Source organism: Halococcus dombrowskii, assembly GCF_022870485.1.
Classification (GTDB): domain Archaea; phylum Halobacteriota; class Halobacteria; order Halobacteriales; family Halococcaceae; genus Halococcus; species Halococcus morrhuae.
The window spans coordinates 880119-897437 of record NZ_CP095005.1; the positions used below are offsets into that span (position 1 = coordinate 880119).

Sequence of the window (17319 nt, forward strand, 5' to 3'; positions counted from 1 at the left end):
CCGACCGAAGAGATCCCGTTCGTCGGCAGTACCATTCACTCGTGGGCGGCGTCCCACTCGTCGGGTTTCTTGATGTTCGCACAGCGATTACATTTGAGACGGCCCATCGCGTCCATCGCGTTGTCGACGGTCTCGCAGTTCCCGCAGAGATAGCCCCACCGCTGCTCTGCATACTCGTCGGTGTAGACGACGAAGAACGGTCCCTTCGAGCCGCGCACAGTCTGCTCGCGGTCGACGTAGCGGGTCCGCCCGTCGACCGTTGTCGCCTCCATAACTCGATTGGGCGCTCGATCGGCAAGTGACTGCTGGGTCGCGCTCGCGTCGAAATGGAAACGTTCAGGCGTCTCCGACGGTTTCCTCCGTTACATGACGCTGGTCGTCGTGCCCGTTCGCTATCCGCTGAGCGAGCACTCGCGGCGGACCCTCAAGACCGCCATCGACGTCGCCGACGAACACGATGCGGCCCTCAGCGTGCTGCATATCGACCTCTATCATTCGAGCAAGCGTGTCACCCAGTCGGCGCTGAAAAACGCCGTCGAGGAAGCCTTCGGCCCGCTGTCGAACACGCGCTACGCCGTGCGACCGGGCTTCCTTGTCGAGGAGACGATCCTCGACGAGATCGCCCTGGAGGACGCCGATATCGTCGTCATCGGTCGCAAACAGACCAGCCGCTGGCGGCGGATGGTCGATCGACTCATCGACGAACCCGACGTCGCCGACTTCCTGCGCGAACAGCTCGACTGTCGGGTCGTCACCGCGTCGGCCGATTGAGGTGCGTTATCGCGGGCGCTCCGAAACCCCGGCATCGTCCGGTTCGTCGAAAACCACCTGTCGATGCGGGTACGGAAAGCCGATTTCGGCAACCTCGAACGCCTCCCAGATGTTCTCCTGGACGCGCGAGCGCACCGCCGTGAGCTTGTAGGGCTCTTTCACCCAGTAGCGGAGCCGTAACGAGACGCCGTTGTCGGCGTAGTCGTCGATGTAGCAGGTCGGGGCGGCCGGATAGCGCGCGCTGCCGATGCGGATGTCCGGGCCGCCGCCGATGACGATGTCGTCCTCGCGAGCCGCCCGTTCGATGAGCGATCGTGCCTCGGCGAGGTCGCATTCGTAGGGGACCAGCACGTCGAGGGTGAGCCGTGTCCGGAGATCCTCGGCCGAGTAGTTGATCACGTCGCGTTCACGGATCGTGCCGTTGGGGATCACCAGAAAGGTGTTGTCGAGCGTGAAGATCTTGGTGTACTGGAAGGTGATCTCCTCGACGAACCCGCGCGTGCCATCGTCGGCGTCGACGATCTCGATCATGTCGCCGATCTCGTAGGATTGATCGGAGAGGACGAACAGGCCGCTGATGATGCTGCCGAGGATCGGTGCGATGACGACACCGGCCGCCGCCGTCAACACCGTCACCGACAGCAGGATGTCGTCGAGCCCGACGCCGACGAGCGCCGCCGCCGTCAGCACCGCGAGGAACATGACGGCGACGCGTATCGAGCGCAACACGGCCTGGCTGACGCTCGGACGGCGAAAGCGCCGGGCGACGCGGCGACCGATCAGTCTGACGAGCAGTTTGCCGCCGTACCACGCGAACGCGAGCACGAGGACGGCGAGGACGGCTCGCACCCACCACTCGGGCACCCATTTTGGGAGGAGTCGGTTGGCGGTCTCGACGACCTCCTGCGAGCCCTGCTCGAAACTCCCGTTGGTGCCGTTGGTTCGGTTGCCGTCCGGTGTGGCGAGCTGGAAGCGGCGGACGCTCGTCAGCACGCCAACGGGGTCCATACGCCCGGCTCAGCGCCGTCGCGAAAAAGGGTTGCGGACGGCACCCGCCGATAGTGGAGTCGAGCCGACGGGAGCGCCGGTCACAACAGCTCTCTTTCGCGCAGGTGAAAATGATTTTCCCTCATCGAAAATCGTTACCGGTGAATGGAAACGATTATGGGTGTCACGAGCCAACGGGTGAGTGATAGGACGATGGCACGTTTAGAACTCGATGACCTCCACGCAGAGGTCGCAGAGGGCGGCGAGAAGATCCTCGACGGAGTGGACCTGGAAGTCCAGTCGGGCGAGATCCACGCACTGATGGGGCCGAACGGCTCGGGCAAATCGACCACCGCGAAGGTCATCGCGGGGCATCCGGCCTACGAGGTCACCGAGGGTGCGGTACGCATCCATCTCGACGAGGACGAATTCGACGGCGTCGAGATCCCCGACGAGATGCGTACCTGGGACCTGCTCGATCTCGAACCGAACGAGCGCGCGGCGCTCGGCGTCTTCCTCGGCTTCCAGTATCCCGCCGAGATTGAGGGCGTCACGATGGTGAACTTCCTGCGCACGGCGCTCAACGCCAAACTCGACGAGCGTGAGGAGCTGTTCGAGGACGACGAGGCTGCCTCGGACGACGAAGAGGAGGACGCGGGATACGAGACCTCGCCGATGGAGGGTGACGTCGAGGAGGGTGAGGTCGGCGTCGCGGAGTTCCAGGAGATCATGTCCGAGAAGATGGAGCAGCTGGACATGGACGCCGAGTTCGCCCAGCGCTACCTGAACGCGGGCTTCTCCGGCGGCGAGAAGAAACAGAACGAGGTGCTCCAGGCCGCAATTCTGGAGCCGTCGGTCGCGGTGCTCGACGAGATCGACTCGGGACTCGACATCGACCGCCTCCAGGACGTCTCGACGGGGATCAACGCGCTGCGCGACGAGCAGGGCGCGGGCATCCTCCAGATCACCCACTACCAGCGGATTCTGGATTACGTCGAGCCCGATCACGTTCACATCATGCTCGACGGCAAGATCGCGAAAAGCGGCGATGCCGATCTCGCCCGCAAACTCGAGGACGAGGGCTACGACTGGGTCCGCGAGGAAACCTACGAGACAGCCTGATAAGGCTTCAACCGCTACAAACCACACAATGAGTTCAGACCAAGACCACCTACGAGAGACCGACTCGGAGAAGCGCTTCGAGTTCAAGAAAGAACAGAACGCCGCGTTCGCAGCCGAGAAGGGTGAGCTGGACGAGGAGACCATCCGTCTCATCTCCGAGGACAAGGACGAGCCCGAGTGGATGCTCGAACGACGTCTCCGTGCGCTCCGGCAGTTCCACGCGATGCCGATGCCGACCGACTGGCCGAGCCAGCCCGACCTGAGCGAGGTCGACGTCGAGGAGATCGTCCCGTATATCCGCCCGGACGTCGACATGCGCGGCAGCGTCGACGACTGGACCGAACTGCCCGATGAGATCAAGGACACCTTCGACAAGCTCGGCATCCCCGAGGCCGAGAAGAACGCGCTCTCGGGCGTCGGTGCCCAGTACGAATCGGAGGTCGTCTACCAGAACATGCAGGAGCGCTGGGAGGAGAAGGGCGTCATCTTCTGCAACATGGACAAGGCGGTGCAGGACCATCCCGAGCTCGTCAAGGAACACTTCATGACGAGCTGTGTGCCGCCGTCGGACAACAAGTTCGCGGCGCTGCACGGTGCGATCTGGTCAGGCGGCTCGTTCGTCTACGTCCCCGAGGGCGTCACCGTCGAGATGCCGATCCAGGCGTACTTCCGGATGAATTCGGAGGGAATGGGCCAGTTCGAGCACACGCTCATCATCGCCGAGGAGAACTCGGAAGTACACTACATCGAGGGCTGTTCCGCACCGCAGTACTCGAAGTTCAACCTCCACTCCGGCGGTGTCGAGGTGTTCGTCGGCGAGAACGCCCACGTCCAGTATTCGACGGTGCAGAACTGGTCGAAGAACACCTACAACCTCAACACCAAGCGCGCGATCTGTGAGTCCGAGGGGACGATGGAGTGGATTTCGGGATCGATGGGATCGAAGGCGACGATGCTCTACCCCTCGACGATCCTGAAGGGTCGCGGTGCGACCGACAACCACATCACCATCGCCTTCGCGGGCGAGGGCCAGGATATCGACACCGGTGCGAAGGTCTACCACAACGCGCCCGACACGAAATCCACCATCGAGTCGAAGTCGATCAGCAAGGACGGCGGTCGCACGAACTACCGCGGTCTGATCCACATCTCCGACGGCGCGGAGAACTCCTCGACGAGCGTGGAGTGTGACGCGCTGATGTTCGACAACGAATCGACCTCCGATACGATGCCGTACATGGAGATCGAGGAGTCGAAGGTCGACGTCGCCCACGAGGCCACGGTGGGGAAGATCGGCGACGAGGACGTCTTCTACCTCCAGTCGCGCGGACTGGACGACGACGACGCCAAACAGATGATCGTCGCCGGTTTCATCGAGCCCATCACCGAGGAGCTGCCGATCGAGTACGCCGTCGAGCTCAACCGGCTGATCGAGCTCGAGATGGAAGGGAGCCTCGGGTAATCGATGAGTGCACAGCTCCACGCGAACCTCACGGAAGCACAGGTTCGCGAGATATCCGAGAGCCTCGACGAGCCTGAGTGGCTGCTCGAAACCCGCCTCGACGCGCTCGACGCACTCGACGAGCTCGACATGCCCGACGTCATCCGGACGCCGGGGCGTAACTGGACGAACCTCTACGATCTCGATTTCGCGGGGTTCGTCGATCCGCTCAACGCGGCCGAGGAGAAGGACCAGGTCGGTCCCGACGAGGTCGAGGTCATGTCGATCGCCGAGGCGCTCGACGAGCGCGAGGAGCTCGTCCGCGAGAAGTTCGGCTCGGTCATCGATCCGACCGAGAACTACCTGACGGCGCTGTCGACCGCGCTGTTCTCGACCGGCACCGTGGTGTACGTCCCCGACGGCGTCGACGCCGAGGACGTCACCGTCCGGACGCGGATGAACTCGCGGTCGCTGTTCAACTACACGCTGGTCGTCGCCGGCGAGTCGAGTTCGGTGACGATCCTCGAACGCCAGACCACGGGCGAGGACATGGACGGTGAGCGCTACTACTCGGGGCTCGTCGAGATCGACGCCGACGAGAACTCGACCGTTCAGTACGGCTCGCTCCAGAACGTCGATCAGGAGACGTACACCTACTCGCTCAAGCGTGGCCACGCCGACACCTACGGCACGATCGACTGGATCGAGGGCAACCTCGGCTCGCGACTCACCAAATCGTCGGTCGAGACGCGACTGCTCGGTGACGGTGCCGAATCGCAGATCATCGGGGCCTTCTTCGGCCACGACGACCAGCACTTCGACGTCGCCTCGCGCGTCTGGCACGAGGCCGAACACACGACCGCCGATCTCGTGACGCGGGGCGTGCTCGACGACGAGGCACGCTCGGTCTACGAGGGCGTTCAGGACGTGGGTACGGAAGCCTGGAACACCAACTCCTACCAGCGCGAGAACACGCTGATGTTGAGCGACGAATCGGAGGCCGACGCCTCGCCGAAGCTCATCATCAACAACCACGACACCGAGGCGAGCCACTCGGCGACGGTCGGACAGGTCGACCAGCAGGACCTGTTCTACATGACCTCGCGCGGGGTCTCGCCGCGGGCAGCACGGAACATGCTCGTCGAGGGCTTCTTCGTGCCGGTGCTCGACGAGATCGCCGTCGAGGAGTTCCGCGACGACCTCGACGATCTCGTCGCGGCGCGCCTGCGGGAGTAATCGCTTAAGGGGTTGGATTCCCCAGACAGGCTATGGACACGAACGAGGCATCGGTTTTCGACCACGCTGCGCGCGGGAGCGCTCCGTGAGCGTCAGCCAGCCGGTGGCCTCGGACCACCAGCTCGCCCGACTGCTCCAGATCGGGATGGTGCTCGAAGAGGTCGTCGAGGCACGCGCGCATCAGCATTATCGCTCCGTCAGCGCGGATCTCGACACCGAGATCGAGGCGCTGTTGGAACACGCCGCCGAGGAGTCGGCCGATCACCGCGACCGGCTGGCGGCGCTGATCGACGATCTCGACGCCGAGCGGATCCCGTTCGAGCAGATCGAGCCGCTCGTCGCCGACCATTACGAGCGCGACCGTGACACCGACGGTGTGCTGTACGATCAACTGTGCAACGAGGAGACCGCTTACAAGTTCTATGACGATCTCATCGCCGCTATCGAAGCGAGTTCCGCGTCGTTCGGTATCGACCGCGAACACCTCGTCGAGACGCTCTCAGCCATCCGCGAGGAGGAGGCCGACGGCGCGGAGGAGGTCACGCGACTGATGGAGGCGCGCGAATGAGTCACGGACACTCGGGGTGGCACATATGAACACGGCCGAGCAGTATCTGAAGGCGATCTATCTCGTCCAGCAGGTCGAGAACGGGCCGGCGGCCACAGGGCGATTGGCCGATTCGCTCGATGTGAGTCCGGCGAGCGCCAACGAGATGATCGGCAAGCTCGAAGACCGCGGGCTCGCCGACCACGAGAAGTACAAGGGCGTGACGCTCACCGATGAGGGGATCGAGCGGGCCCGTGACTCGCTCCAGACCTACTGCATCATCGAGCGTTTCCTCGTCGAAGTGCTCGGCGTCGAGGACTTCCGCACCGAAGCCAGCCAACTCGAAAGCGTCATCGACGAGACGGTCGCCGAGCGCCTCGACACGATCATCGACCGCGAACCGCAGTGTCCGGACTGTTTCGCCCCCGACGAGGACGTCTGTGCGCTGCTCGATCCCGACGGCGGAGCCGCCGACTGATCGGACCTCTCGAAGCGTTCAAGTGTGCTCCATCGATACGTGACTGTGCAACGAGCAGTCCCGTGGTGTAGCGGCCAATCATAATGGCCTTTGGAGCCATTGACGGCGGTTCGAATCCGCCCGGGACTATGACAAAATTTTTATAATTCTCGAAGCAGTGACGCTCCCTCCTGATCGGTGTTGGCTCCCACGACGCTCCCGTCGCTCGCTGGATAGTATATAAAGCACCTGTTATTCATCGAAGCAAGCCCATTGCGTTCCCGACCGTTTCGGTCGTACGGTCGGCCACGAGCCGACACACACTATGACCGACGATCAGCTCATCCAGCGAATCGAGACCGCGCTCGAAGAGGAGCAGGACCAGCTCGAAGCGGACCTTCCGGACATTCTCGCCGACATGGAGGGCCAGACCGACGAGCTCGTGCGCGAGCATCCGGCGGTGATGGCCAGCATTCTCGGGCGCATGGAAGAGATGGATATCGCCTCGTTCGTCTCCGCAAACCCCGAGACGGCCGACCAGTTCCAGGAACTGCTCTGGTCGGGCATGCGCGTGATGGTCGAGCGGAACCCCGAGGTCAAAGAGCAGATCAACGAGGACATCACCACGAACTTCGAGGCCGACGACTGTCCGATGGAGGGCCACCTGAAGGTCCGCAAGGAGGAAGAACTCATCACGGGCGGGGCGGGCCAGCTCGACGACGCCGACATCACCATCACAGGACCGGCCGACGTGCTGGTGGGGCTCATCACCGGTAACGTCGACCCGATTCAGGGGTTCATGCAACAACAGTACGAGATGGACGGTCCGGTGCAGAAGGGGACGAAGCTCGCGCCGATCATGAACAGCCTCTCCGAGCAGGTGCCCGAGTGAGATGGAGCTGACCGACGAACAGCGGGCGTTTCGCGACGACCTCCGGGAGTATCTCGACGAAACGATCGACCCGATCGTCGACGAGGCCGACAGAAACGGGCCGATGGATCGGGAGGAACTGCTCGGCTACGTCAGCGACCTGAACGAGTTGGGTGTCGGCTTCGATCCCGAGACGGCACCGAACTTCTTCGGCGACGTCTGGAACTTCACGATCGCCGCCGAGGAGATCAGCTACACGTGGCCGAGCCTGCTCGTGGGCGTGATGATGTCCTTTCCCGCCCTGTTCGTCCAGTTCGCCGCCGAGCAGACCCGCGAGGCGATGCTCCCGAAACTCGAAGACGGTGACTGTCTCGCGGCGCTCGCCGTCACCGAACCCGAGGGTGGGAGCGACACCGCGCGACCGAACACCGTCGCGAAGAAGGACGGCGACGAGTTCGTCATCAATGGCGAGAAGACGTGGGTCGGCAACGCCCACTACGCCGACTGCGTGCTCGTGGTCGCCCACGACGACTCGACGGGGGCCTCGGACATGTTCATGGTCGACCGCGCGAACAACGATTTCGAGACCCGAGAGATCGACAAGATGGGCTGGAAGGGCGTCTCGAACGCCCGGATCTCCTTCGACGACGTGCGCGTGCCCGAGGGCAACCGCCTCTCGAACATGTTCTCCAATGCGATCATGGCGGGCAACGAGATGAACGACATCGTCCCGTTCCCCGAGAGCGTCACCCAGTTGTTCTTCGATCAGAAGCCGCTCAACGCGACGTTCTCGTTCATGCGCACGGGGATGTCGTTCATGTCCGTCGGCATCATGCAGGCGGCGTTCGACGCCGCGCTCGACCGGGCGACCGACCGCGAGACCTTCGGCAAGCCGATCGCCGAGCATCAGCTCGTCACCGAGCAGCTCTACGACATGAAGGCCGGGCTCGAAACCTCGCGCCAGCTCTCCCGGCGTGCAGCCGAACTGCTCGAAGACGGCAGCGAGGACGCCCGCCTGATGTCCTCGCTGGCGAAGGGCTACACCAGCGAGACCTGCAAGGACGTGACCGACGACGCGATCCAGGTGTTCGGCGGCGAGGGGCTGAAGACGGAGAACCGACTCGAACGCTACTACCGCGACGCCCGCGTCATGACCATTCCCGACGGCACCACGGAGATCCAGAAGCTGATCGTCGGGAAGGAACTCACCGACGCCAGCGCGTACAGTTGACGGTGGAGCGATCGACCGACGAGCGCGCGCACGTCCGGCAGTTCACCCTTTCGCTCCGGCCGGGTGAGGGGCTCGTCCATCCCGTCGACGACGCGCTCGCGGCCGCACCGGCGCTTGACCGGCAGTCGTTGAGACATGTCCAGAGCAACCCGGAAACGAGCACGCTGTGCTACCGGATCGAGGGTGACGAACGCCGCCTTCCTGAGGTGCTCGACGACCGATCGGACGTCCTTCTCGACGACGTCATCCACGACGACGGTGGCGCGTTCGGGCTGTATCTCCGTGTCGAGGGCGAGCTCGCCGTGTTCGAGCGCTGTTTCTTCGAACAGGGGGTGCTCGTCGATTCGCCGATCGCGATCACCGCCCGCGGGCTCCGACTGCAGGTCATCGGGACGCCCGCGATGATCAAACGCTCGATGGAGCGTCTGCCCTCTGAAGTTGCTTGCTCGGTCGATCGACTGGGCGGTGCCGAGAGCGATGGCCTGCTGGTGGCCGCACTCACCGACCGCCAGCGCGAGGTCATCGAGACGGCCTTCGAGCTCGGTTACTACGAGATCCCGCGAAAGACGACGCATGCCGATATCGCCACCGTGCTCGACCTTTCGGGTTCGACCATCGACGAACATCTCCGCAAGGCCGAAGCCAAACTGATGGAACAGCTGCTCTCTTGATTGGATGTCGCGTCGCCATGAGCGGTCGGTGTGTGAGCGGGCAAACGGCGGACACTCGTGAATATTTAAATTCCACCGTATGAGCGGCCACAGAGCTACCCCGCGACGGCACCATCCCCTACCTGCGATGTCAGACAAAGACGACATCAGACAGCAGCTTCACGACGGGTTCGAGGACGCCGACTACCCCGTATCGAGTCCGATGGATCTCGTGCCGGCGCTGCCGAACGGCCCGTCGACGACGTTCGAGTCCGGCGACGTGAGCTTCACCGCGATGGAGCTCAACACCCAGGCCGGTGGCCGGCAGGAGTTCCCCTACGAGGACGTCGATCCGCTCGTCGACGACGTCATGGCCGGTCTCGACGACGAGGGATACTTCGACTGAGACGCGGCGCTATCGAACGCTGATCATCACGAAAAAGCGCGTTTTCAGGCCGCTGCGTCGCCGTAGGTCTCGTCGAGATAGTCGACGATGTCGTCGGATTCGCTCATTCCGTCGACGTCGTGCTCGGGATCGACGAGGACCGGGACGCCGGTCTGGCCGCTGACCTCCTCGACTTCGGTGCGCTCGTCGTGTGAGCTCGGCACCATATGCGATTCGTAGTCGAGATCGAGATCGGCGAGCTTGTCCTTCACTTTCGCACAGTACGGACAGCCGTCCAGTTCGTAGAGTTCGCGGTTCGACATCACCAGCAGTACGAGAGCGAGCCACAAGAACGCCACGATGTTGCGCGCAGGGCACAACACCGATCAGGGGAACACGCCCGCGACCCGCCGCCGGATGCGCCGGCGTTGATAGACGAGCTCACCGGCGGCCCAGACGAGCACGACGAGCAGCGCCCCGACGAGCGCGGCGAAGGCCCAGCTCGACAGCCAGACCGGCCGGAAGAACGGCGTCACGTGCGCATAGCGCTCGGCGGCCGACTGGACGACCTCCTGTACTGGCGTGTCGGCTGCTGCGGCCGCGACCCACGACGAAAACCTCGCCCGGTCGCCGGGACCGCTCTCGGCGCTGCCCGAGAGGCTGTAGTTGCCCGACGCGTTCATTTCGGCGACCGTCGGACCGTGTGACCCGCCGACCGAGGCGTTTCGCTCGCTCGATCCGGCGGCGCTCAGCCGTTCGGCGTCGTAGGGTGCCCACGGTGCGTAATACTCCCAGACGATCTCGCCGTCGGGCGCGACCTCGACGACGCGATGGTTGAGCGTGTCCGTGATGAGCGTGTTGCCGTTGGGGAGGCGATCGGCGTCGCGCGGCCAGTTGAACCCACCGGAAAGCTCCCACGTCCGGTTCCACTCGCCGGGGCCCTCACGGGCGTACTCGATCACGCGATCGTTCTCGGAGTCGGCCACCAGTATCGTCGGTGTGCCGTTCGGCCCTTCGAGATAGTCGGGGTTGTGCTGTTCGAACAGCCGCGAGTGGTTGCCGTCGCTGCCGAGGCGCGTGGTGATGTTGCCCGTTGCCCGATCGACGACGATCGCCTGATCGAAGTTGCGCGGCGAGGCGAGATACTTCCCGTCGCCGATCTTGTCGACGTCGTTGACGTGTGACCAGTCCTCCGAGTAGCCGCCGTCGGTCGATTCCGGGAAGTGTTCGTTGAACGTCCACTCCCAGACGATCTCACCTTCGCTGCGATCGTAGATGAACAGTCGATCGTTCGCGACGCCAGATTCGTTCGTCTTCCGCATGTTCGCCACGAGCAGCTGATCGCCGTTGATGAGATCCACATCGTGGGTGTCCTCGGCGTCGAACGTCTCCTCCCAGACGCGGCTGTCGGTCTCGGGATCGAGTTCGTACACCACGGTGTCGCCCGGCACCGTAGAGGTCACGAGCAGGTTGCCGTTCGCGAGCGGATCGACGTCGTAGAACCAGCGTGCACCCTCCTGGGAGCCGTTGTGGACCCATTCGGTCGCCCCACGTGGGTCGGCGGAGACGAGCCGGGCCGGCTTCTTCCCGTTGCCGATGCCCTGGAAGTGGAATCCCTGCACGCTCACGACCGTCGAGCCGTTGGCGGGCTCGTCGATCGTACCGGGGCCGAGATTCGTCGGCTCGTAGGTGGCCGCCGAGACGGCCGCCGCGAGAAGCAGCGCGCCGACGACGAGCGCGAGCGCTCCCCTGAGCAGCCAGCGCCGCGGCGGAAGCGAAGCCATACGCGTTCAGCGCAGTCCGGCGGTTGAATCGCTTGCGATTGTACTGTCGGACAGCAGTCCGTGAACAGTGGATCGAAGACTCCCGTACGATGAATAGCCGTTCGTATCACAAATCCTCGATCCGCTCTGTCCGACAGTATACCGTCACGCAAGCAGACGGTTTACTCGTCGGCGAGCAGTTCCGACGCCGTGACCAGCGCGTCGAGTTCGACGTCGGCCTCGGCGAGGGTTTCGCGGGCACCCTCCTCGCGGTCGACGACGACGAGCACGCGCTCGACGTGCGCGCCGGCCTCCTGCAGCGCCGTGACCGCATCGAGCGCGCTCTGGCCCGTCGTGGCGATGTCCTCGATGACGACGACCGACTCGCCCTCGGCCAGCTCGCCTTCGATCCGATTGCCCGTTCCGTACTCCTTTTTCTGTTTCCTGGCGATGACGTACGGCGAATCGGTCTCGACGCTCGTCACGGCCACCAGTGGCACCCCGCCGAGCGCGACGCCAGCGAGTGTCTCGTCGTCGAGCCGTGTCGCGAACGCGTCGGCGATCAGCGAGAGACAGTCCGGGTCGGTTTCGAAGCGGTATTTGTCGACGTAGTAGTCGCTCGTGCCGCCGTGGGAGAGTTCGAATTCGCCGAATTCGACCGCGTCGGCCCGCTGCAGCGCCTCGATGAGCTCCGTGTCGGTCATGCCGTCGGATCGACCGCGCCGGGTATAAACGGCGCGACAGCGCCCGACGGCGGTTGGTGCAGTCGGCGTGAGAATATCCGTCGGTGGTGCGCTACGACTCGCGATAGAGTGGTTCATCACGGACGTCGATGGGGACTTCGGAGTCGTTGGTCTCGCCGAAACCGGCGCTGAGAACCCGTGTGAGTGCGTCCTCGACGCGTTCGTCGGTCTCCTCGTACTGGTCGGGCGTGACCTCGATGACGAACCCCGTGGTGATGTTCGGCGCGGTCGGGAGGAAGAGCACGTCCCGACCGTCCTCGGTTTGCTTACCCGTCTTGAACGCCGTCATCCGCAGGCCGTCCCACGTCTCGAGTTTCACCGGGGCCTGGAGATCACCGGTGCCCGTGACGGCCGTCTCGACGGCCATCTTCGAGGCGTTGTAGACCACACGGAGTCCCGGCAGGCTGTTCATCACGTCGTCGATCGCTCCCTCCACTAACGGGCCGCTCGCGGTACGCATCAGGTAGCCAGCGCCGAAGACCAGCAGTCCGAACACCGCGAGCGTGAGCGGCACTCGGACGATCGCCGGCTGGATCGCCTCGATGAACGGCAGGCTGGCGATCGTATTGTAGACGAATGCGAGCACGTAGAGGGTGACGATGATGGGTACGAGGACGACCAGTCCACGGGTCCCATCGTGCTTCCACGAGTCCATTGGCCCGTATGATTTCCCGAAGGTTATGATACTGCCGGCGAAATCCGGGTCGAGCGACGGTCCGTTGGCGTCGGCCGGGTGGTCGCTACCGCCCGATCAGCGCGCGCAGCCCGAACAGCAGGTTCTCCCGACGCTCCATCATCCGACGGTAGAAGTACGACAGCCAGCTGTCGCCGTAGGGGATGTACTGATAGACCTCGTGATCGGCGGCGAGGTCGCGCTGTGCGTCCTCGCGAACACCCATCAGCATCTGTATCTCGAACGCCGTTCCGTGCTCGTCGTGGAGCTCCTCGGCGTCATCGATCATCGCGGGATCGTGGCTGCCGACCGCGATGCCGCCGTCGAACTCGGTGAACATGATTTCAAGGCATTCGCGATAGGCCTCGTTGACCTGCGACTTCTCCCGGTAGGCGACGTCACCGGGTTCGTCGTAGGCACCCTTGACCAGTCTCACTTTCCCGGGATAATCGGCCAGTCGGTGAAGATCGTCGGGCGTCCGTTTGAGGTTCGCCTGCACGCAGACGCCGATCCCGTCGTACTCCTCGACGTGGTGGGTGTAGGCGTCGAGCGTCGCGTCGGTCGTTTCGTGGTCCTCCATGTCGATCCAGAGGAACACCCCCTGCTCGGCCGCCCGCTCGACGACGAGTTCGAGATTGGAACGAAAGCATCCCTCGGCGATGCCGAGACCGAGCTGTGAGGGTTTGATCGAGACCGTGGCGTCGATATCCTCCCCGCCGATCGCCTCGATGAGCGCGCAGTAGGATTCGCGGTCGGCGGCGGCCGGCTCGGGGCTGTCGTAGTGTTCGCCGAGGAGATTACAGATGCTGTTGATGCCCTCGGTGTCGAGCACGCGGGCGTGGGTGATGACATCGCGTTCGGTCTCGCCGGCGACGAACCGATTCGCGATCGGCGGTATCATGGTCGCAAGTTTTGCCGTCGACGGCAAAGAACTGTCGCTCGCGCGGCGAATCCGGGCGGTTAAGAGCGCCCCGCGTCGAGTGCCCTCCGTGACTCTCGTCGAGACGGTCGTCGTCGCGATCTGGGCGCTGTTGCCGGCGTACGTCCCGAACAACGCCGCCGTGCTCCTCGGCGGCGGTCGCCCCATCGACGGCGGTCGGACGCTCGACGGCGCGCGCCTCCTCGGCGACGGCAAGACCTGGCGCGGCGCGCTCGCCGGCACGCTCGCCGGTGTGGCGGTCGCCGCCCTACTCAACGCGATCGCCCCCACCATCGGGACCGCGACCGGGCTGACACTACCGACGTTTCCCCCTGTTGCCGCCCTCGCGCTCCCACTCGGGGCGATCCTCGGCGACATCGTCGCCTCCTTTCTCAAACGGCGCACCGGCCGCTCGCGCGGGGCGGCGTTTCCAGGACTCGATCAACTCGACTTCCTCGTCGGTGCGCTCGCGCTCACCGCATTGGCTGCCACCACGTGGTTCACCGCGACGTTCACGCTCCCCGTGCTCGCGGCGGCGCTCGTGCTGACGCCGCTCCTGCACGTCACGACCAACGTGATCGCCTATCGCGCCGGTCTGAAAAGCGAGCCGTGGTAGTACCTTTTTACTGCGGGGGGTCGCGCTCGCTCACCGTGTTCGCTCGCCCGACCCCCGCTTGCAAAAAGCTACGCTAAAAACTCCCGCTCGCTCCCTGCGGTCGCTCACGGCGAACCGCGCTCGTTCCACTCGCGCGGATGCGACAGCTCCCGCACAGCACCGCCGAAGCCCTCGGCGCGCTCCCTGCGGTCGCTACTCGCTCGGCCTGCGGCCTCGCTCGCGCCTCGCCCTTCATCCGCCAGGGCCGCACCGCAACCGTCGCCGGCCGGCGGCAGCACCGACACTCGACCCTCGACGATCATCCAGAGATGAGGCGCTCTCGAAGGGGGTATGAACCCGGCCGTCCGAGTGCGGGCATGAGCACACACGAGGGAGCCATCAGGCTGGCGACGCGGGGGTCCGACCTCGCGCGTCGACAGGCTGCTGGCGTCCAAGAACACCTCGAATCACGCCGTCGGTCGGTCGAACTCGTCGAGGTCGAGACGACGGGTGACAAGATCCGTGACGAACTCATCCACCGTCTCGGAAAAACCGGGGCGTTCGTCCGCGCGCTCGACGAGGAGGTCCTCGATGGTGATTGCGATCTCGCCGTCCACTCGATGAAGGACGTCCCGACCGAGGGGATGGAAGACCTAGTCGTCGCGGGCGTCCCCGTGCGAGCGACCCCGGGCGACGTGCTCGTCACGACCGACGGGACGACGTTCGAGGAACTCCCCGATGGTGCGATCGTCGGCACGTCGAGCCTCCGCCGAAAGGCCGAGATACTCGCCACTCGTCCCGATCTGGATGTCGAACCGCTCCGGGGCAACGTCGACACCCGCATCGAGAAACTGCTCGCGCCGCATCGCCAGCGCGAGCACGAAGAACGGATCGACGCCGACGAGGAGGGTGACGACGAGTTCGAGCGCACGCCTCAGGAATGGTTCGACGATTTGCGCGAGATCGAGCGGCGATCACTCGAACGCGAGGTCGATACGGAGTACGACGCCATCGTGCTCGCGGCGGCGGGGATCGAACGCACGGGGATCGGGCGCGGGCTCGACGTCCAGGAGCTCCCGCCCGAGACGTTCGTCCCGGCTCCTGGCCAGGGTGCGCTCGCGGTGACCGCCCCCGACGGGCCGTTCGCCGAGACGATCAACGAGGCCATCGACCACCCGCGAACGCGCGTCGAGACGACCGTCGAGCGAGTCGTGCTGGAGGAGCTCGGTGGCGGCTGTGTCGCCCCGATGGGCGCATACGCGGTCGTCCAGGGCGAGTACGTCCACACCGTGGTGCGCGTGCTGAGCGAGGACGGCACTGATGAAGTGAGCACGACGCGGGACCTCCCCGTCGAGAGCCATCCCGAGGCGGCCAGCGAGCTCGCCGCCGATCTCGCCGAGCAGGGTGCGGCCGAACTCATCGAACAGGCCCGCGGGACCGACGGGGAGGCCAAGCGCGCCGAATGAATGGTACTGTGTCCCTCGTCGGCAGCGGTCCGGGCGATCCGGAGCTCCTGACCGTGAAGGCACGCCGGCGCATCGACGCGGCCGACGTCGTGCTCCACGACAAGCTCCCGGGCCCCGAGATCATCGACACCATTCCCGAGGCGAAGCGCGAGGACGTCGGCAAGCGTGCCGGCGGCGAGCGCACCAGTCAGGAGTACACCAACGAGCGGTTGGTCGAACTCGCCCGCGAGGGCAAGGACGTCGTCCGGCTGAAGGGTGGCGACCCGTTCGTCTTCGGTCGCGGCGGCGAGGAGACGAGCCATCTCGCCGCCAACGGCGTCGATTTCGAGGTCGTGCCGGGGATCTCCTCGGCGCTCGCCGCACCCGAACTCGCGGGGATCCCCACCACCCACCGCGAGCACACTTCGAGCGTGTCGTTCGTCACCGGTCACGAGGACCCGACGAAGGAGGAATCGGCCGTCGATTGGGAGGCGCTCGCCGCCACTGGCGGGACGATCGTCGTCCTGATGGGCGTCGGCAAGCTCCCCGACTACACCGCCGCGCTCCGAGAAGCCGGAATGGAGAGTGACGTTCCGGTCGCGCTCGTCGAACGGGCGAGCCGCCCCGACCAGCGCGTCGTGACTGGAACGCTCGCCACCATCGTCGACGTCGCCGAGCGCGAGGGTATCGAGCCGCCCGCGGTCACGGTCATCGGGCAGGTCGTCGGCGAGCGCGAGCAGCCCCGTGAGGTCGGAAAATGAGAGTCGCTGCCTTCCGACCGGACGACGAGCGCCTCGAACGCGCCGGCGAGCTGCTCGCGTCGCTCGGCGTCGACCCGATTCTCGACCCGATGCTCGCGGTCGAAGCTACCGGGGAGACGCCTCGGACCGATGCCGACTACACCGTACTCACGAGTAAGACGGGTGTCGAAATCGCCACCGAGGCTGGCTGGCAGTCCGATGGCGTGCTCTGTGCCATCGGCGATGCCACGGCGACGGCGCTGCGCGCGGCGGGTTACGACGTCGATCGGGTGCCGGCGGAGTTCTCCTCCGTGGGTCTCGTGGCCGACCTCGAAGACGAGATCACGGGCGCGCGCTGTGAGGTCGCCCGGAGCACGCACGGCTCGCCGAAGCTCACCGACGGGCTCGAACGCGCCGGCGCGTACGTCCATGAGACGATCCTCTACGAGCTGCGCCGCCCGCCCGAATCGGGCGAATCGGCGGCGCTGGCGGCGAGCGGCGATCTCGCGGGCGCGCTGTTCACCTCCTCGCTCACGGTCGAGAACTTCCTCGCGGCCGCCGCCGAGCAGGGCGTGCGCGAGGCCGCCGTCGCCAGGCTGAACGGCGCGGTAGTGGGTGCCATCGGCGAGCCGACGCGGAGAACCGCCGAGCGCGAGGGCATCACTGTCGACATCGTTCCCGAATCCGCATCGTTCGAGGCGCTCGCGCGCGAGACTATCGAACAGCTGTCTGGATAGACGTCA

At 65.0% G+C, this 17319-nt stretch carries 21 protein-coding genes and 1 tRNA gene; 15 read left to right on the forward strand and 7 right to left on the reverse strand.

All coding sequences use genetic code 11. The features are described from left to right. Nucleotides 1–35: 35 nt before the first annotated feature. Nucleotides 36–272 (reverse strand): DUF5816 domain-containing protein, encoded by a 237-nt coding sequence (locus MUK72_RS04745; RefSeq protein ID WP_244704399.1) that lies wholly within the window; start codon nt 270–272, stop codon nt 36–38. 94 nt (nt 273–366) lie between these two features. Between MUK72_RS04745 and MUK72_RS04750 the strand changes: the two genes are divergently transcribed. Beyond that, a complete protein-coding gene (locus MUK72_RS04750) occupies nt 367–771 on the forward strand; it encodes a universal stress protein (RefSeq protein WP_004051197.1) in 405 nt (134 codons plus the stop codon). Between the two features lie 6 nt (nt 772–777). Here the strand turns inward: MUK72_RS04750 and MUK72_RS04755 are convergent, their stop codons facing one another. Next, nucleotides 778–1779, reverse strand: a complete 1002-nt coding sequence (locus tag MUK72_RS04755; RefSeq protein ID WP_244704401.1) for a mechanosensitive ion channel family protein — start codon at nt 1777–1779, stop codon at nt 778–780. 192 nt (nt 1780–1971) lie between these two features. On the opposite strand from MUK72_RS04755, the gene MUK72_RS04760 reads away from it, so the two are divergent. The 10 genes from MUK72_RS04760 (at nt 1972) to MUK72_RS04805 (ending at nt 9719) form a co-directional block, all read left to right on the forward strand. Further along, entirely contained in the window at nt 1972–2880 is a 909-nt protein-coding gene (locus MUK72_RS04760; RefSeq protein ID WP_244704403.1) for an ABC transporter ATP-binding protein, read from the forward strand. Nucleotides 2881–2908: 28 nt separating this feature from the next. After that, on the forward strand, nt 2909–4342 hold the full coding sequence (sufB, locus tag MUK72_RS04765) for a Fe-S cluster assembly protein SufB (RefSeq protein ID WP_244704405.1): 1434 nt from the start codon (nt 2909–2911) through the stop codon (nt 4340–4342). 3 nt (nt 4343–4345) lie between these two features. Next, entirely contained in the window at nt 4346–5557 is a 1212-nt protein-coding gene (gene sufD, locus MUK72_RS04770) for a Fe-S cluster assembly protein SufD (protein WP_244704407.1), read from the forward strand. A gap of 85 nt (nt 5558–5642) precedes the next feature. Beyond that, nucleotides 5643–6125 carry a ferritin-like domain-containing protein gene (locus MUK72_RS04775; RefSeq protein WP_244704409.1) on the forward strand — a complete coding sequence of 161 codons (483 nt, stop codon included), beginning with the start codon at nt 5643–5645 and terminating at the stop codon, nt 6123–6125. Between the two features lie 25 nt (nt 6126–6150). Continuing rightward, nucleotides 6151–6582 (forward strand): metal-dependent transcriptional regulator, encoded by a 432-nt coding sequence (locus MUK72_RS04780; RefSeq protein ID WP_244704411.1) that lies wholly within the window; start codon nt 6151–6153, stop codon nt 6580–6582. Between the two features lie 56 nt (nt 6583–6638). Beyond that, nucleotides 6639–6711 (forward strand) — tRNA-Gln (locus MUK72_RS04785). A 175-nt stretch (nt 6712–6886) separates the two neighbouring features. After that, the gene (locus tag MUK72_RS04790; RefSeq protein WP_244704413.1) at nt 6887–7453 is read left to right on the forward strand and encodes an SCP2 sterol-binding domain-containing protein; all 567 of its coding nucleotides are present in this window, start codon (nt 6887–6889) and stop codon (nt 7451–7453) included. A 1-nt stretch (nt 7454) separates the two neighbouring features. Continuing rightward, nucleotides 7455–8663: an acyl-CoA dehydrogenase family protein gene (locus tag MUK72_RS04795; protein WP_004051184.1), complete on the forward strand. Its 1209-nt coding sequence runs from the start codon at nt 7455–7457 to the stop codon at nt 8661–8663. A gap of 2 nt (nt 8664–8665) precedes the next feature. Next, the gene (locus tag MUK72_RS04800) at nt 8666–9334 is read left to right on the forward strand and encodes a helix-turn-helix domain-containing protein (protein ID WP_004051182.1); all 669 of its coding nucleotides are present in this window, start codon (nt 8666–8668) and stop codon (nt 9332–9334) included. A 127-nt stretch (nt 9335–9461) separates the two neighbouring features. Beyond that, nucleotides 9462–9719 (forward strand): MTH865 family protein, encoded by a 258-nt coding sequence (locus MUK72_RS04805; protein WP_004051180.1) that lies wholly within the window; start codon nt 9462–9464, stop codon nt 9717–9719. 44 nt (nt 9720–9763) lie between these two features. On the opposite strand, the gene MUK72_RS04810 is transcribed toward MUK72_RS04805, so the two are convergent. From MUK72_RS04810 to MUK72_RS04830, 5 genes are all read right to left on the reverse strand, one after another. Further along, nucleotides 9764–10021: a glutathione S-transferase N-terminal domain-containing protein gene (locus tag MUK72_RS04810; RefSeq protein WP_004051178.1), complete on the reverse strand. Its 258-nt coding sequence runs from the start codon at nt 10019–10021 to the stop codon at nt 9764–9766. Between the two features lie 63 nt (nt 10022–10084). Continuing rightward, nucleotides 10085–11482 carry an aryl-sulfate sulfotransferase gene (locus MUK72_RS04815; RefSeq protein ID WP_244704415.1) on the reverse strand — a complete coding sequence of 466 codons (1398 nt, stop codon included), beginning with the start codon at nt 11480–11482 and terminating at the stop codon, nt 10085–10087. Between the two features lie 161 nt (nt 11483–11643). Beyond that, the gene (gene pyrE, locus MUK72_RS04820) at nt 11644–12165 is read right to left on the reverse strand and encodes an orotate phosphoribosyltransferase (protein ID WP_244704417.1); all 522 of its coding nucleotides are present in this window, start codon (nt 12163–12165) and stop codon (nt 11644–11646) included. Nucleotides 12166–12256: 91 nt separating this feature from the next. Further along, nucleotides 12257–12859, reverse strand: coding sequence for a DUF502 domain-containing protein (locus tag MUK72_RS04825; protein ID WP_244704419.1), 603 nt, complete (start codon nt 12857–12859; stop codon nt 12257–12259). An 85-nt stretch (nt 12860–12944) separates the two neighbouring features. Continuing rightward, on the reverse strand, nt 12945–13778 hold the full coding sequence (locus MUK72_RS04830) for a proline dehydrogenase family protein (RefSeq protein ID WP_244704421.1): 834 nt from the start codon (nt 13776–13778) through the stop codon (nt 12945–12947). Between the two features lie 88 nt (nt 13779–13866). Between MUK72_RS04830 and MUK72_RS04835 the strand changes: the two genes are divergently transcribed. The 4 genes from MUK72_RS04835 to MUK72_RS04850 all read left to right on the forward strand — a co-directional run bounded on the left by MUK72_RS04835 (nt 13867) and on the right by MUK72_RS04850 (nt 17313). After that, a complete protein-coding gene (locus tag MUK72_RS04835; protein WP_244704424.1) occupies nt 13867–14412 on the forward strand; it encodes a CDP-2,3-bis-(O-geranylgeranyl)-sn-glycerol synthase in 546 nt (181 codons plus the stop codon). A gap of 356 nt (nt 14413–14768) precedes the next feature. Then, complete coding sequence (gene hemC / locus MUK72_RS04840) at nt 14769–15857, forward strand: hydroxymethylbilane synthase (RefSeq protein ID WP_244704426.1); 1089 nt, start codon at nt 14769–14771, stop codon at nt 15855–15857. Next, nucleotides 15854–16597, forward strand: coding sequence for a uroporphyrinogen-III C-methyltransferase (cobA, locus tag MUK72_RS04845; protein WP_244704428.1), 744 nt, complete (start codon nt 15854–15856; stop codon nt 16595–16597). Before hemC ends, cobA begins: the two co-directional genes overlap by 4 nt. Next, a complete protein-coding gene (locus tag MUK72_RS04850; protein ID WP_244704430.1) occupies nt 16594–17313 on the forward strand; it encodes a uroporphyrinogen-III synthase in 720 nt (239 codons plus the stop codon). Before cobA ends, MUK72_RS04850 begins: the two co-directional genes overlap by 4 nt. Nucleotides 17314–17319: the final 6 nt, after the last annotated feature.

Coding starts and splice junctions, on each gene's coding strand:
- MUK72_RS04745 (WP_244704399.1), bottom strand. CDS start 272: ATGGAGGCGACAACGGTCGACGGGCGGACCCGCTACGTCGACCGCGAG.
- MUK72_RS04750 (WP_004051197.1), top strand. CDS start 367: ATGACGCTGGTCGTCGTGCCCGTTCGCTATCCGCTGAGCGAGCACTCG.
- MUK72_RS04755 (WP_244704401.1), bottom strand. CDS start 1,779: ATGGACCCCGTTGGCGTGCTGACGAGCGTCCGCCGCTTCCAGCTCGCC.
- MUK72_RS04760 (WP_244704403.1), top strand. CDS start 1,972: ATGGCACGTTTAGAACTCGATGACCTCCACGCAGAGGTCGCAGAGGGC.
- sufB (WP_244704405.1), top strand. CDS start 2,909: ATGAGTTCAGACCAAGACCACCTACGAGAGACCGACTCGGAGAAGCGC.
- sufD (WP_244704407.1), top strand. CDS start 4,346: ATGAGTGCACAGCTCCACGCGAACCTCACGGAAGCACAGGTTCGCGAG.
- MUK72_RS04780 (WP_244704411.1), top strand. CDS start 6,151: ATGAACACGGCCGAGCAGTATCTGAAGGCGATCTATCTCGTCCAGCAG.
- MUK72_RS04790 (WP_244704413.1), top strand. CDS start 6,887: ATGACCGACGATCAGCTCATCCAGCGAATCGAGACCGCGCTCGAAGAG.
- MUK72_RS04795 (WP_004051184.1), top strand. CDS start 7,455: ATGGAGCTGACCGACGAACAGCGGGCGTTTCGCGACGACCTCCGGGAG.
- MUK72_RS04805 (WP_004051180.1), top strand. CDS start 9,462: ATGTCAGACAAAGACGACATCAGACAGCAGCTTCACGACGGGTTCGAG.
- MUK72_RS04810 (WP_004051178.1), bottom strand. CDS start 10,021: ATGTCGAACCGCGAACTCTACGAACTGGACGGCTGTCCGTACTGTGCG.
- MUK72_RS04815 (WP_244704415.1), bottom strand. CDS start 11,482: ATGGCTTCGCTTCCGCCGCGGCGCTGGCTGCTCAGGGGAGCGCTCGCG.
- pyrE (WP_244704417.1), bottom strand. CDS start 12,165: ATGACCGACACGGAGCTCATCGAGGCGCTGCAGCGGGCCGACGCGGTC.
- MUK72_RS04825 (WP_244704419.1), bottom strand. CDS start 12,859: ATGGACTCGTGGAAGCACGATGGGACCCGTGGACTGGTCGTCCTCGTA.
- MUK72_RS04830 (WP_244704421.1), bottom strand. CDS start 13,778: ATGATACCGCCGATCGCGAATCGGTTCGTCGCCGGCGAGACCGAACGC.
- hemC (WP_244704426.1), top strand. CDS start 14,769: ATGAGCACACACGAGGGAGCCATCAGGCTGGCGACGCGGGGGTCCGAC.
- cobA (WP_244704428.1), top strand. CDS start 15,854: ATGAATGGTACTGTGTCCCTCGTCGGCAGCGGTCCGGGCGATCCGGAG.
- MUK72_RS04850 (WP_244704430.1), top strand. CDS start 16,594: ATGAGAGTCGCTGCCTTCCGACCGGACGACGAGCGCCTCGAACGCGCC.